Below are 13,600 nucleotides of genomic sequence, written 5' to 3'. Positions count from 1 at the left end.
GTATCTTATACCACAATTGTACGCTACGCGCCCGAACCGGCGGTTGCAGCTCAGGATCGGGGAGACACATGCCGCCCACCGCCGTCGCTCAGGGCCTGCGCTGCGCTCGGGCTAGGCGAGCCAGCCCCGACTGCACCGCAGGAACACCTTGCTTCGAGGACTGCCCGCCCCCATGCGCGCCGTCCCCCCAGGTGGTTACCGCGCCTGGGGCGCGCACTCCTCAGAAACAGGCTGGGACCTGCCGGGATGCGGGCGCCTTGCCCTCCTAGCCGGCCGAAGAGCCTGCCGCGAAAGCCGGTGGGGAAACCACCTGCGCGCGACTGCCGGCTGAACACACTCGTCCCCCCGATCCTGAGCTCTTACCAACCGGCGGGCCGCGCCGGTGCCGACAGAACACTGATTCGGCTGATGGCACACTATCCCTTCCCTTGGTCTTCTTTCCGATAAGCGTAGATCAGCGTGATATCAGCGGCATCAGCGTTCTATCCAGCGCGTTGACACAGCTCAGCGGCTGAGCTAGCCTCGTCCTCCGGGGTGCCACGAGCGCGGACGCGTGCCGCCCGCTGCTTGTTCCACCTCCTCAAGATCAGTGGAGGTGCAGCGATGTCAGGGAAGCAGTATGGCATAGCCCTAGTGGGCGCGGGCGTCATCGCGCCGGTGCACACCGAAGCTATCAGCGCCCTGCCGAACGCGCGCTTGGTGGCCGTGTGTGACGTGGTCAAGGAGAAGGCGGATGAGCTGGCCGCCAAGTACGGCGCCCAGCCCTGCTATGACCTCAAGGACGTGCTTGCCCGCGGCGACGTAGACATCGTGGATGTGGTGGTGTGGAGCGGCCGGCACGCTCAGGTGGGGGTGGAAGCGGCCCGGGCGGGCAAGCACGTATTCGTCACCAAGCCGATAGACGTGACTCTGGAGGCCATAGATCGGCTTATCGAGGCCTGCGAGGACAACCAGGTCAAGCTAGGAGCGGTGCATCAGTTCCGCAGCTACCCATCGTACCGTGCCGCCAAGCAGGCGGTATCCAGTGGGGCTATGGGGAAGATGGTGATCGGCAACACCTTCGTCCCCTGGTATCGGGCCCAGTCCTACTACGATGGCGACGAATGGCGCGGCACCTGGCGGTGGGACGGCGGCGGCGCCCTCATGAATCAGGGGGTGCACTATGTGGACCTGATCCAGTGGATCATGGGCGGGGTGAAGGAGGTCTTCGCCTACGCCGACATCGCCGCCCACCACGAGCGGATTGAAGTGGAGGACGTGGCCGTGGCGGCTGTCCGCTTTCTGGATGGTTCCATCGGCACCATCCAGGCCAGCACTTCGATCTACAAGGGGCTACCGGCCCGCATGGACCTGCATGGGGAGAAGGGCAACATCTTCCTCGTCTCCGATGAGGTCACCTACTGGGACGTAGAGGGCATGCCCAAGCCCGAGGACACGGGGAAAGGCGCCAGCGTCACCGGGGCTGCCGATCCCAGGGCGGCGCTGCGCCGTCCGGCGGTGGACGCCCACGTGGATCAGATCGCCGCCTTCATCCGAGCTATCGAGGAGGGCGGCACCCCCATGATAGACGGACGGGAAGCCCGTAAGGCCGTGGAGGTCAACCTAGCCATCTACAGGTCCGCTCGCGAGGGCCGACCGGTCAGTCTGCCGCTGTAGGGAAGAGGAGTCAGGAGGTAGCAGGAGAGCCGGCGACCGCCAAAGCCGCCGGCTCTCTGTCGTTCTTTGGCCGGGCGTGCGCGCTCTAGCGAGGCGACCCGGCGGAAGTGCTCAACTGCTCCCGGATCATGCGCTTCTCGGACTCGGTCGGCTCGCGGTTGTGCACGGACCTCATGTGCTCGGCTGCCTCTCGCATGACTTGGTCCTCAGAGTCGGCGGTGATGCGATGGTCACAGAACGGACAGGTAATGGTCATGGCCATACTAACCTCCATCCTGGGCAGGCGCTAACTTGATTGGGGGTACTTCCACTTCACCTGCCCCTGGGGGCGAGTGTAATAGTGGTGCGAGTGGCCTGTCAAGGGCCGCCACCAGCACGAGATCGAGCCCTGATCCGGGGGACAGGGCGAACTGCTGCCTCTACGAGGAATCGGACGCCGGAGGACGCCGCAACCGCTTGAGTTCGCCCCGCCGCCGCTTGCTCTCCAGGCGCCGGGAGCGGGAGGCAGCGGAGGGCCGGGTGGGGCGACGGCGCCGTGGCGGTCGGGCCGCCTGACGTACCAGTTCCGCCAGCCTCTCGCGCGCGTCCTGGCGATTGCGCTGCTGGGAGCGAAAGCGGCGGGCGTTGATGGTGAGCACACCCTGGTCGGAGATGTGCCCGGCCGCCAGCCGCAATAGCCGCTCCCGCACCGGCTCGGGCAACGAGGAAGACTGGAAAACGTTGAAGCGCAGTTGCACCGCTGTGGCCACCTTGTTCACCTTCTGGCCACCTGGCCCCGACGAACGGACGAACTCCTCCTCTAGCTCGCTCTCATCTATGGTTATGTCCGGTGTTACCTGCAGCATCGAGCCACTCCGTCGCAGCGCAAGGCAGGAAGCAGGCTCAGGTTAGCCTCCCCACTACTGCCTGTCCCAAGAGAGCATGGCACCCGGCGCTCCGGCACGGTAGCCCCAGTTGCGTATGGGTTCGGCCACGCCGACATCGTGCACGGCCGGGACCGCCTCTGCCCATCGGTGCCGGATACCGATCAAGGGCCACAGAGTCATCATACCGCCTGTCCGGCCGAGGGGCGAAGAGATGCCGGCCAGGTGGTGGCTTGGCGGGATGGCGGCGCTCGGCATGCCGTCCCCACTGGATGAGGGGCTCGCCAATGCCCTCCCTAGGGGCACATCATAGCCACCGGTGATCCCGAGATGCCGGCAGTCGGTGCTAGGGGCGCCGCCCGGGCACGGCTTCTGCAGTAGAGTGCCTTGACCAGGCGCGCTGGTGGCTCAGTTATGTGTACGTGGGTTTTGGCCGCCGGTGGCCTGTGCTATACTGGCGCCGATTCCACACGTGGAACGGGGCCGTGTGCGGCCCTGCCGGAGTGTCTCTGGTGAGAGTCCTTCTCGTTGCCCCTCGCGTCCATCTGCCCATAGAGACTCGCACCTCGCCCCCGTTGGGCCTGGCCTACCTGGCCGCGGTGTCCGAGAGGCGAGGTGACCAGGTGCGCGTGTACGATGGGAACGTGGAGCGGCAGAGCCTGGCCGAGATCCTGCGCCAGTTTGGCCCGGACATCGTAGGCATCAGCGCCAACAGCATCCAGGTCAAGTCGGCCTGGCGGGACGCAGCTCTGGTGCGGGAGTTGACCTCTGCTCCTGTCGTCCTGGGAGGGCCGCATCCGAGCGTGCTTCCGGAGGAGAGCCTGGCCCAACCGGGAGTGGACTTCGTGGTGCGCGGCGAGGGTGAGGACACCTGGACGGAGCTGTGCGCCGCGCTCGAGGGGCGCGTTCGAGAGGAATGGCCGGCTGCCGTCGAGGGCATAGCCGGGATAAGCCACCGCCTCGAAGGGCAAGTCCGGCACCACCGTGAGCGCCCGCCCATCAAGGACCTGGATGGGTTGCCCTTCCCGGCCTACCACCATTTCCGGATGGACCGCTACACCAACCTGCAACCCACCATAGACGCGCCTCGGGTCCCCAGCTACCCTATCCTCACCTCTCGTGGCTGCCCTTACAGCTGCTCTTATTGCTGCCAGACGGGGCCTCGCTTGTGGCGGGCTCGCTCCCCCGAAAGCGTGGTGGCCGAGTGGCGCTGGCTGGTGCGGGACCTGGGGGCGAAGGAGATCGGCGTCCTGGACGATTCCTTCAACATAGACCGCAGGCGTGTGCTGGCCATATGCGACCGGCTGATCCAGGAGGGGCTCAACCACGTGCCCTGGATCATGATCAACGGCATCCGGGCCAATCTGGTGGACGAAGAGTTGCTGACGCGGATGCGCCAGGCCGGCTGCGTTCGCACCGCCTTCGGGGTGGAGAGCGGCAATCAGCGCATCCTCGATGATGTCATCGGCAAGAAGCTCACCCTGGAGCAGGTCCGTCACGCCTTCGCCGCTGCTCGGGCGGCCAAGATGGAGACCATCGGCTTCTTCATAGTGGGGCTCCCGGGTGAGACGGAAGAGACCATAGACGACACCATACGCTTCGCCTGCGAGCTGGATCCGTTAGTGGCCAACTTCTCCATGGCCACCCCCTTCCCGGGCACCCGAATGTACCAGCAGGTGAGGCAAGGTGGCCGCATCCTGGTGAAGGACTATGACGACTACGCCTTCTTCGAGGGCAAGGCGGCCTTCGAGATGCCGGGGCTGCCGGCGGAGTTGGTGGAGCGCAAGTGGAAGGAAGCCTATCGCCGCTTCTACTGGCGCCCCGCCCGCATCCTCCGGCAGCTCACCCGCTGGAGCACCTACCGCGACCTGCCCCGCACCGTGCGGGTGGCCTGGCGGACGGCGTTCGGGTGATGAGCTCGGAAACGGTCAGTTCCAGAAAGGGTGTACCCATTCGGCTCTCTCAGGACAGGTGGTTTCATATCACTGAGCAACACTCCGAATTGGCCGGCTACTACTTCGAGGTCCTGGAGGCGGTGGTAGGAGCCGAGGCGGTCTATCAGGGTAGCGCAGGTGAGTGCCTGGCGGTAAGAGAAGTAGACCCGGGCAAGTATCTGGTGGTGTATCGAGAGCTGAGTGCCAGTGACGGCTTCGTCATCACTGCCTTCCTTACCCGACGAAGAGCACGGTTGGAGAGGAGGGTGAAGCTGTGGCCACAGTAGAGTTGGATAGGGTGTTGGCTCTCGTTCCTGGACTGCTTGGGGTTTCGCACAAGCGAATCTGGGTGACGTACGATGAGGAGGCAGACGTTCTCTACATCAACTTCCGCAAGCCGAGCCACGCCGACGATTCCGAGCTCACCGATGATGAATCATCATACGCTACCAGGAAGGGGAAGTGGTGGGCGTGACCGTGCTGAACGCCAGCCAGAGGGAACGCCGGTGAGTACCTCCGTGTCTTCGTGTCTCTGTGGCTCTGGGTGAGGGGCATGACTGACCAGATCATCCGTTGCAGCGTCGGCATCACCGCCTACAACGAAGAAGCCAACATCGGCCGGCTCCTCCAGGCCCTGTTGGATCAGCAGCTCAGCACCGTCGCGATTAGCCAGATCGTAGTGGTCGCCAGTGCCTGCACCGACCGCACCGAGGAGATCGTGCGGGAGTTCATGGCCCGGGACCCTCGCATAGAGCTCTACACCCAAGAAAGGCGCGAGGGCAAGACCTCGGCCGTCAACGTGTTCCTCAAGCATGCCACCGAGGACATCTGCGCGGTGGAGAGCGGGGATACCCTGCCCGGCCCCGACACCTTCGAGAGCCTGATCGGAATGTTTCGAGACCCCACGGTAGGCATGACCGGGGCGCACAAGGTGCCCGTCAACACCCCGGAGCACATCGTGGGCTTCCTCACCCACCTGCGCCTGGCCATGGAGCACAACCTGTGCCTGGAGATCCCCCGGTTGGGTGAGCTCATCGCCTTCCGCAAGGTCTTCGACGCCATACCGCCCGACGTGGCCATGGACGAGGCCTTTGTGGAGAGCCTGGTCATCAAGCGCGGACTGAAGGTGGTCTACGCCCCCGATGCGGTGGTGTACAACCTGGGGCCAGAATCGTTCACCGACTTTGTGCGCCAGAGGCGGCGCAACTACGCTGGCCACCTTTACCTCAGGGACAAGTACGGCCACAAGGTGGCCAGCCTGGACAATCGGTTGGTGCTGAAGGTGGCCTGGCGCGAGGTCAAGTCGGCGTTGTGGCTGCTATATGCCCTGGCGGTCCTCGCCATGGTGGAGGCGCTGTCGCGCGTGTTAGGCGGCTACGACTACTACGTGCGCCGGCGCACCCATGTCGTCTGGGACATGGCCTGGAGCCAGAAGGGGGACGTGGGGGCCCGGTCGGTGCCTTCCAAGCGGAGAGCCGCCCTACCCGAACCGTCGCCGGAGGGGCAGGCGGCGCCTCAGAGCCGGCGATGAACCTCAATCTTCGCTGCCCGACCGCCTGCCGGATAGTCTCCAGGGAGCGCCGATGCGGCTGAGGGCCGTAGACCTGGTGAAGATCGCGGTTAGCCTGGCGCTGATCGCCTACTTGCTCTGGCGGGTGGACCTGGATGCCGTCGCCGCGACCCTCGGCGGGGCCTCGGTGCCTCTGCTGGTCGCCGCCCTGGCGGTGTACTTTGGCGCCATCGCCCTCAACACCGCCAAGTGGAGCCTGCTCCTGCGGGCCCAGGGCGCGACCTTGCCCTACCCGGACCTGCTGGCCTTCACCTTCACCGGGCTCTTCTTCGGCAACTTCCTCCCCACCAACGTAGGGGGCGACCTGGTGCGAGGGTATGACCTGGCCCGACACCTGAGTCGCGTCGAGGACGCTGCCATATCCGTCCTGGTGGACCGGCTGGTGGGCCTCACCGCCTTCATCACCAGCGCCGCCGCCATGTCGGCGGTGGCCGTGTTTGGCTGGGGTCGCAGCGACCTGATGCCCCTGGCCGGAGTGGTCTGGCTTGCCTGCGCTGGAGCGCTCGGCTTCCTGGCGATGCTCTTCAGCCGCCGGCTCAGGCTGCTCATCGGGCAGCTCTTTCGGCTTCCTCTGCTATCCCGGCTGGAGCCGGTCTACGGTCGCCTGTCCGAGGCGCTGCAGACCTATCGCGATCATCCCGGCGCCCTGGCCCGGGCCTACGGCATCGGCCTGGCGGTCATCGTCACCTCCAACCTGGTCAACTGGGTGGTGGCCACGGCGGTGGGGGCTGGGATACCGTTGCGATACGTCTTTCTCTTCAACCCCATGCTCGCCTTCGCTCCTCTGATCGTGCCCTCTCTGGGGGGGCTGGGGGTCAATCAGGGGGCCTACGATCTGCTCTACTCCAGCCTGGGCGGGGTAGTCTCGCCCGCGGGAGCGCTCGCCGTCTCGCTGCTCATGCAACTCATCATCTACACCAGCAGCCTCCCCGGCGGGCTCCTGTGGCTGCGCAAGCGACGCCGAACGCTGGCCGTCGAGACCAGCCACAGAGGCACAGAGGCACAGAGAGGCTGATTGGACGAGATCAACGGGCTGACCGAACAGATCATAGAGGCAGCCATCGAGGTCCACCGCCACTTGGGGCCGGGGCTTCTGGCAGTGGCCCACGAAGAGGCTTTGGCGCCGGAGCTGCAGCTGCGACGTGTCCCGTTCGCTCGTCAGGTGGCCGTACCCTTCGTCTACAATGGTCACCCCATCGGTGACTACCGCCTCGACCTGCTGGTTGGCGACAGCGTGATCGTGGAGATCGAGAGCGTGGAGAGACACGATCCGGTCTTCGAGGCGCAACTGCTAACCTACCTGCGCCTGACCGGCAAGAGAGCCGGCCTGCCCATCAACCTCAACACCCGCCTCCTCAGGCAAGGAGTGAAACGTCTCATCCTATGAGCTCCTCTGTGTCTCCGTGCCTCTGTGGCAGTGACATCCTCCTCGTCAGCCCCACCTCCCGCGTGTGGGACTCGCGGGCGCACATACACATGGGCCTGGGGTACCTGGCCGGGTCCCTCCTTGAGCACGGCTACCGGGTGGACATCTTCGAGGAGTCGGTGGAGGACCGGTCCCTCTCGGACCGGCTGGCATCTGCCTCCTACGACGTCGTAGGCATCTCGAGCCCCACCCCCCTGATCGAGGAAGCCTGGCAGTCGGCCGAGGTGGCCCACCGCGCCGGCGCCATCACCATACTCGGCGGACCACACCTCACCCTGCATCCCGGCGAGTCCCTGGAGAAGCCCCAGGTGGACCTGGTGGTGCGCGGCGAGGCCGAGGATACCATCATCGAGGTGATGCGTGCCCTGCAACGCGACCGCGGCCTGGAGGGAGAGGGCGGACGCCGTTTTCGGGCGGAGGTCTGGGGTGGCATCGCCGGAGTCTCGTTCCGCGACGAGCAGGGCAAGGTGGTGCACAACCCCGGACGGTCCCTGCGCCAGGACGTGGATGCCCTGCCCTGGCCCGCCTATCACCTCTTCCCCATCGAACGCTACACCAACCTGCAGCCCCTCACCGACGGCCTGCAGAAGCACGCCCGCGCCTACACCCTGCTCACCTCGCGCGGCTGCCCCTACCAGTGCATCTACTGCTCCAAGCCCATCACCGGCAACACCTGGCGCGCTCGGTCCCCGGAGAGGGTGGTAGAAGAGTGGGCCTATCTGGTGCGGGAGATGCGGGCCACCGAGATCGGGGTCACCGACGACGTCTGGAATCTGGACCTGGATCGGGCCAAGCGCATTTGCCATCTGCTCATTGACGAGGGCCTGGCGTCGGTCCCCTGGGTGACCATCCACGGTATGCGAGCGGACCACACTGACGCCGAGCTCTTTCGCCTCATGAAGCGGGCTGGCTGCAAGCGTGTGGGCTTCGGGGTGGAGAGCGGCAACCAGGCCATCCTGGACTCCATCAAGAAGCGACAGAAGATCGAGGACGTGCGCGCTGCCTTCGCCAACGCCAAGGCTGCCGGACTTCAGACCATGGGCTTCTTCATCTTCGGCCTACCGGGAGAGACCGAAGAGACCATGGAGGACACCATTCGGCTGGCGCTAGAGCTGGACCCGGACCTGGCCAACTTCATGATGGCCGACCCGTTGCCCGGGACGGAGCTGTACGAGATGGTGCAGCGGGAGGGTCGGCTGCTGGCGAGCGGATACCACGACCTGGCCATTCACGGTGAGCGCGCCCGCTTCGAGATGGGCGACATGACGGCGGGGTTGGTGGAGCGCAAGTTCCACGAGGCCTACCGGCGCTTCTACTTTCGTCCCCGCCGGATCTGGCAGCGCGCCACCTCCCCCGACACCTGGCGCCGCCTGCCCACGTACGTGTCGAACTTCGGGCGGTTCTTTGTCAGGAGGTAGGGGGTTGGCTCAGGCGGCTTGGGCCGATGAGGATTGGCCGATTGCGGCATTGCGCCGCCCGCCACTAGAGACGGCTCAGAATCTCCGCTGCCTTGCCCTCGAAGAGGGACTGCCACTCCGGCGCCAGCACGCAGTCGCTGTCCTCCTGGGCGCCGCCCCTGTTGGCGAGTTGGTCAGCGGTTGGGGCATAGTAGATGTAGCCATTGGTGCAACCGGATACGAAGGTGTACCGATGAGGCGACGCTCGTTTGATATTGAGGCCAATCTGCACCGACAGCTCCCCCGGGAAGGTAATCAGGACCCACTCCCCCACCCTTAGGCCAGCCACTTCCACCGATATGCTGCCCTTCTTCAGCGCGGCAATCCGGCCCCGGTGCTTCTCTAGCAGGGCCAGATTGGTCTGCACTCTGGTCAGCTGTTCCATGACGTGCACGTTGCGGAGGTACTTCTCCATTTCTCGTCTGTTCTCAGCATCAAGGCTCCTGAGGTGCTCTCTCCCTATCTGCTCCTCATGAAGGTAACCATACGAGTAGTAGGAGGGGAAATCAGGAAACAGCCGATGCTTGGTCATTAGATAGACGAACGTTCTCAAGTTGAGGTTGGTGCCTTCGAGGGAGCCCAGGAGCCGCAGCTGCTCCGCCCGAAGCGCCTCGATGTGCGGTGATAGGTCGGCCGTAGGAAGCTCGACCATCTCGCTAATGAGCTCGATGCTGCCACCGGGCCTGGTCCGTATCTGCCTGATGGCCGCCAGTGTACTCAACCCGAGCAGGCTGCCAAGCACCTCGGCGTTCTTAGGAGCGTCCACCCCCTTGTACAGAGCCGGGTTCACGTCCCCAGCGCAGCCCTGCAGAAAGAGCGCAATGGCGCCCTCGCCTAGGCTCCTTTCGATTGCTGCAGAGGCGAAGCCCGTCAGGTCCGCGGTGTTACCCTCGCTGGGGACGCCCTGTATCGGATGGCAGGCGAAGTTGTAGACCACCGCCAGTGTCTGTCCAGTGGCTCGGTCCAGCCGCAAAATGCCAATCTGGGGGTCAATTGGGCCGACGCCGATCACTTCATCGTCTGGAGGGAGGGCATAGGCTCGGCGGGCATCGGCTTCCCGGCCGTTCCTCAACCGAAAGCGCCGGTTCTCCTGGATGCGGTCCTCGTGGCCAGCGCCAACTCCAACATGCACGGGCTCCAGGTTCCGCCACGCTTCCCTGATCGCCTGAATGGTCCGCTCCTCAACATCATCGCACACGATCCCATGGCAGTGGCTGGCGCTGACCAGCACGTGAGTCGGGGCAATACCCAGTTCTTTCTGAAGACGCGAACGCACCCCGGGTAAGTAGTGGTCGGCTACCGGTCCGATCTCTCCTATCGCGACCGCATCGAGCGAGACAATGACCACGGCAGTGGCGCTGTTCTTCAGCGCCAACGCCCTGACATACAGGCGATCGTTGGCCGCTCCGCTGGCGGTGCCGGTCACATCCACCTTCGCCGCCCCGGCCCAGAGCTCGCTCATGCCACCGGTACCTCGACACCGGGCCTGCTGACGTACCGATTCCGGTTGCTGAAGGCGCTCGATCAGTTGCGACGCATCTGCCACAGTATCCCGCCTTGCGTTCCCCCACCACGGCTACTGTGAGGGTGGACAGAAAGCAGCTCGGTCAGCCCTGCCGGAGGCGCTGCGATCCCGGAAGTGGAACCTGGCACCGCTGCTCACGTCCCTGTTACGCCGGAGATGGCGATGCCCTGCACCACGTAGCGCTGCATTAACAGAAAGAAGATGAACGTTGGCAAGAAAGCCACTGTAGCTCCGGCAAGCTGGAAACCGGCGCCACCGATCCGCATGACCATGGTGGCCAACCCCACCGTCAGAGTCCGCATGCTGCCGGAACTGGTGGCAACGAGGGGCCAGAGGAAATCGTTCCAAGCGCCCAGGAAGCTGAGCGTGGCGATCGTCGCCAGCGCCGGCTTGGTTAGTGGCAGGAGGACCTGCAGATAGATGTCGAAACGGCCGGCACCGTCTATGTGTGCGGCGTCGTCATAGTCCCTGGGGATGGTCATCATCTGCTGGCGGATGAGGAAGGTGCCGAATACGTTCGCGGACGACGGCAGGATCAGAGCCATGTACGTGTTCGCCCAGCCGAGCCTGGACACGATGATGAACAGTGGAACTGTAGTGACAGTGGATGGGACCATGAGGCTCGCGACTAGCATGAGGAAGATGGCGTCGCGGCGCCAGAAGCGCCCTCGAGCGAACGCGTAACCACCCAGAGAGGAAGTTGCCAGGTTCGTCAGCACTACGCTCGTCGAAACGAAGAAGCTATTCAGCAGCCAGCGGAGAATACCGCTGCGCTGGAACAGCACAGCGTAGTTCTCCAGGCTGATCCTCTCCGGAATGAGCCCGATGGGGAAGTACATGAAGCTGAAGTCAGGCCGGAGTGACATCGAAACCATGTACGCGAACGGCCCAGCCGTGATCGCGGCAAGGCTTAGGAGCACCAGGTAGGTCAGCAAGTTGCTCAGAAGCGGCCTTATCCATCTCGCTGCAGCTGCTGGCGACGACCCGACGCGGGAAACCTCTGGCCCCGAGACGCGCTCAGCCCACTCGACCACCGCTTGCCTCCTCAGTACATCTCCTCGCCCCAACCGGTGATCTTGCGCTGCAACACAGTGGCAACCATGATGACCGCGAACAGCGCCAGAGAGACGGCTGAAGCATAGCCCATGTGGTAGCGGACGAACGCTGTCTGCCATATGTAGTACACGGGGCTGATGGTGGCATACATAGGGCCGCCGCCCGTCATCGTGTAGACCAGGCCGAACATCTGGAAGGCACCGATGATGGTGATGGTCAAGATGAACACGGTGGTGGTGCTCAGCATCGGGAGCGTCACGTGGCGGAACAGCGCCCAGCTATCGGCCCCGTCCATCTTCGCCGCGTCGTACAGAGTCTCGGGAATGCTCTGGAGGCCGGCCAACCACAGAACCATGTAGTATCCGGCGCTCGTCCATATGTTGATCCCTGCCAGCGACGGTAGGGCCAAGTTGGTGTCCACCAGCCAGAGCTGCGGCGGGATCCCTATCAGTCCCAAGAGGTAGTTCAGAGGCCCTTCCCCCCTCGGGATAAGAGCGAAGTTCCAGATCACGGCGATCACGGCGGTGGAGGTGACCCAGGGCAGAAAGTAGGCGCTCCTGAAGAAGTACATGCCCCGGATTCGCCGGTTTGCCAGCAAGGCGAGCCCCAGCGAAACAGCAGACACCGGCAGCACGAACATCAACACGTACTTAGCGATGTTAGCGAAGGACTTGGCGAGGATTGGGTCGGTGGCCAGCCGGGCAAAGTTGTCCAGTCCAATGAACTTCCTTACGCCAATCAGGTCCCAACGCTGGAAGCTCAAGTAGACGACGAACACGTAGCAGGAGAGACTGAAGAGGAGGAAGGCCAGAACGTTAGGCGCGATGAACAGGAACCAGCCTGCTTGATCCTTCGCCTTGCGCCAGAATCTCGTCCGCGTTGCCCCTGGTGCTTGATCCATCAGCTGTACTTGTCGCATCACTGTCACTGCCTCCCAGGGGGCCAGCCCAGCAGCTGCGAGGATCCGGGTCTGCTGGTTCGGCTGTCTTGGGTGGCTCTGATTAGCTGCCAGACCAGCTCGTAGTTCTCCACCGGGACATCGGCTCCAATCGAGTGAGACCCTGCCACCAGTCCCCCATCCTCCGCTATGCTCAACAGCCGCAGAACGTGGGCTTCGATCTCCGACCGTGAGCCGGCCGGTAAGGTATGAGCGTTGTCTAGGCCACCGATGAAAGCGAGCCTTCGCCCGTACTTCTCCCGCAACCGTACCGCGTCCATACCCGCCTTGTACTCCAGAGGGTTGATGGCATCCACGCCGGCATCCACCAGCATATCGAGCACGCTCTCGATGTTCCCATCGGAGTGGAAGATCACGATGCGGGCCCCGGCTTGGCGGTAGGCGCCTATCATCTTTCGGTAACAGGGCAGGAACACCTGCTCGAAGGTCGCTGGCGAGAACACCGGACCATGGTTGCTGCCGATGTCATCATCCAACCACATGCCAGTGTCATAGAGATCGTACCGGCGCATCGTCTCCAGCCCTATGGCGATCAGGTGGTCCGCGACTCTCATGGCGAGCTGGCAGGCGAACACTGGATCTTCTGCCAAGTCCATCAACCACTGCACTGCGCCCCGCAGGTACGAGCTACGAAGGTAGGGACCGCCAGTCTTGCCGAACACGCACCGCCTGGCCTTCCTCCTTGCCACCTCATCCCGAGGCGGAAACCGCGAATCTAGTGACGCGCTCTCGAACTCAAGTCGGTCCAGATCCCTCTTCCTCGGAATGGCCACCTCGATGACCTCGAGGGCCTGGGTCGGGTACGTCCACTTGTCCTCGAACTGGGCCGTCCCACGGCGTCGCCGGACATCCCCCCACCCAGTCCTCTCCAGCAAAGCTTCACCAGCCTGGCCCACCACCCCCTTTGCCGATGGGAACGGGGTCTCGTCGGGAGTCAAGACCTCCATGTCGATCTCGTAGTACTCCCGCGGATCGGAATCAGGACCCAGATTCTTCTGGCGGCGCCAGCGTCTGGTCCACTCCGGAGAGAACTCATCGAAGATGGGAACCCGATCTGTCTTCTGGAAGCTCAGCGCCGCCAGCACTCTCTCCTTGCTGGTCATGGAGAGCCACGCCTCCGGACGTCAGCGCAGTTCGCTCTGTGCACAATGCGCC

The 13,600-nt window shown here is 64.1% G+C and carries 13 protein-coding genes and 1 pseudogene; 8 read left to right on the top strand and 6 right to left on the bottom strand.

All coding sequences use genetic code 11. The features are described from left to right. Nucleotides 1-603: 603 nt before the first annotated feature. Nucleotides 604-1,656: a Gfo/Idh/MocA family oxidoreductase gene (locus HPY83_02805; protein NPV06877.1), complete on the top strand. Its 1,053-nt coding sequence runs from the start codon at nucleotides 604-606 to the stop codon at nucleotides 1,654-1,656. 85 nt (nucleotides 1,657-1,741) lie between these two features. On the opposite strand, the gene HPY83_02800 is transcribed toward HPY83_02805, so the two are convergent. Both HPY83_02800 and arfB read right to left on the bottom strand, forming a co-directional pair. Beyond that, the gene (locus tag HPY83_02800) at nucleotides 1,742-1,918 is read right to left on the bottom strand and encodes a DUF1059 domain-containing protein (protein ID NPV06876.1); all 177 of its coding nucleotides are present in this window, start codon (nucleotides 1,916-1,918) and stop codon (nucleotides 1,742-1,744) included. Between the two features lie 157 nt (nucleotides 1,919-2,075). Then, a complete protein-coding gene (gene arfB / locus HPY83_02795) occupies nucleotides 2,076-2,501 on the bottom strand; it encodes an aminoacyl-tRNA hydrolase (protein NPV06875.1) in 426 nt (141 codons plus the stop codon). 530 nt (nucleotides 2,502-3,031) lie between these two features. Between arfB and HPY83_02790 the strand changes: the two genes are divergently transcribed. The 7 genes and pseudogenes from HPY83_02790 to HPY83_02760 all read left to right on the top strand — a co-directional run bounded on the left by HPY83_02790 (nucleotide 3,032) and on the right by HPY83_02760 (nucleotide 8,867). After that, nucleotides 3,032-4,432: a radical SAM protein gene (locus HPY83_02790; GenBank protein NPV06874.1), complete on the top strand. Its 1,401-nt coding sequence runs from the start codon at nucleotides 3,032-3,034 to the stop codon at nucleotides 4,430-4,432. Then, nucleotides 4,432-4,740: a hypothetical protein gene (locus HPY83_02785; protein ID NPV06873.1), complete on the top strand. Its 309-nt coding sequence runs from the start codon at nucleotides 4,432-4,434 to the stop codon at nucleotides 4,738-4,740. Before HPY83_02790 ends, HPY83_02785 begins: the two co-directional genes overlap by 1 nt. Next, a pseudogene (locus HPY83_02780) lies at nucleotides 4,728-4,963 on the top strand (DUF2283 domain-containing protein). Before HPY83_02785 ends, HPY83_02780 begins: the two are co-directional and overlap by 13 nt. Nucleotides 4,964-5,006: 43 nt before the next feature. Beyond that, nucleotides 5,007-5,984 (top strand): glycosyltransferase, encoded by a 978-nt coding sequence (locus HPY83_02775; protein NPV06872.1) that lies wholly within the window; start codon nucleotides 5,007-5,009, stop codon nucleotides 5,982-5,984. Between the two features lie 52 nt (nucleotides 5,985-6,036). Then, nucleotides 6,037-7,038 (top strand): flippase-like domain-containing protein, encoded by a 1,002-nt coding sequence (locus tag HPY83_02770; protein ID NPV06871.1) that lies wholly within the window; start codon nucleotides 6,037-6,039, stop codon nucleotides 7,036-7,038. Continuing rightward, nucleotides 7,039-7,410, top strand: coding sequence for a GxxExxY protein (locus tag HPY83_02765; GenBank protein ID NPV06870.1), 372 nt, complete (start codon nucleotides 7,039-7,041; stop codon nucleotides 7,408-7,410). It abuts the gene before it with no gap. Nucleotides 7,411-7,418: 8 nt separating this feature from the next. Then, nucleotides 7,419-8,867 carry a radical SAM protein gene (locus HPY83_02760; GenBank protein NPV06869.1) on the top strand — a complete coding sequence of 483 codons (1,449 nt, stop codon included), beginning with the start codon at nucleotides 7,419-7,421 and terminating at the stop codon, nucleotides 8,865-8,867. Nucleotides 8,868-8,931: 64 nt separating this feature from the next. Here HPY83_02760 and HPY83_02755 read toward each other — a convergent pair whose 3' ends face one another. The 4 genes from HPY83_02755 to HPY83_02740 form a co-directional block, all read right to left on the bottom strand. Then, a complete protein-coding gene (locus tag HPY83_02755) occupies nucleotides 8,932-10,368 on the bottom strand; it encodes a hypothetical protein (GenBank protein ID NPV06868.1) in 1,437 nt (478 codons plus the stop codon). A 197-nt stretch (nucleotides 10,369-10,565) separates the two neighbouring features. Further along, nucleotides 10,566-11,465 carry a carbohydrate ABC transporter permease gene (locus tag HPY83_02750; GenBank protein NPV06867.1) on the bottom strand — a complete coding sequence of 300 codons (900 nt, stop codon included), beginning with the start codon at nucleotides 11,463-11,465 and terminating at the stop codon, nucleotides 10,566-10,568. An 11-nt stretch (nucleotides 11,466-11,476) separates the two neighbouring features. Then, complete coding sequence (locus HPY83_02745; GenBank protein NPV06866.1) at nucleotides 11,477-12,406, bottom strand: sugar ABC transporter permease; 930 nt, start codon at nucleotides 12,404-12,406, stop codon at nucleotides 11,477-11,479. A 5-nt stretch (nucleotides 12,407-12,411) separates the two neighbouring features. Then, a complete protein-coding gene (locus HPY83_02740; GenBank protein ID NPV06865.1) occupies nucleotides 12,412-13,548 on the bottom strand; it encodes a hypothetical protein in 1,137 nt (378 codons plus the stop codon). Between the last annotated feature and the right edge of the window lie 52 nt (nucleotides 13,549-13,600).

This window comes from Anaerolineae bacterium, from assembly GCA_013178015.1.
Classification (GTDB): Bacteria; Chloroflexota; Anaerolineae; order DRVO01; family DRVO01; genus Ch71.
The sequence above is the reverse complement of the archived record's forward strand: the minus strand, read 5'-3'. Positions and strand labels throughout refer to the sequence as shown.

Excerpts from the sequence above, each read along its gene's own strand:
- HPY83_02805 (NPV06877.1), top strand. The coding sequence starts at position 604 with ATGTCAGGGAAGCAGTATGGCATAGCCCTAGTGGGCGCGGGCGTCATC.
- HPY83_02800 (NPV06876.1), bottom strand. The coding sequence starts at position 1,918 with ATGGCCATGACCATTACCTGTCCGTTCTGTGACCATCGCATCACCGCC.
- arfB (NPV06875.1), bottom strand. The coding sequence starts at position 2,501 with ATGCTGCAGGTAACACCGGACATAACCATAGATGAGAGCGAGCTAGAG.
- HPY83_02785 (NPV06873.1), top strand. The coding sequence starts at position 4,432 with ATGAGCTCGGAAACGGTCAGTTCCAGAAAGGGTGTACCCATTCGGCTC.
- HPY83_02775 (NPV06872.1), top strand. The coding sequence starts at position 5,007 with ATGACTGACCAGATCATCCGTTGCAGCGTCGGCATCACCGCCTACAAC.
- HPY83_02770 (NPV06871.1), top strand. The coding sequence starts at position 6,037 with ATGCGGCTGAGGGCCGTAGACCTGGTGAAGATCGCGGTTAGCCTGGCG.
- HPY83_02755 (NPV06868.1), bottom strand. The coding sequence starts at position 10,368 with ATGAGCGAGCTCTGGGCCGGGGCGGCGAAGGTGGATGTGACCGGCACC.
- HPY83_02745 (NPV06866.1), bottom strand. The coding sequence starts at position 12,406 with ATGCGACAAGTACAGCTGATGGATCAAGCACCAGGGGCAACGCGGACG.
- HPY83_02740 (NPV06865.1), bottom strand. The coding sequence starts at position 13,548 with ATGACCAGCAAGGAGAGAGTGCTGGCGGCGCTGAGCTTCCAGAAGACA.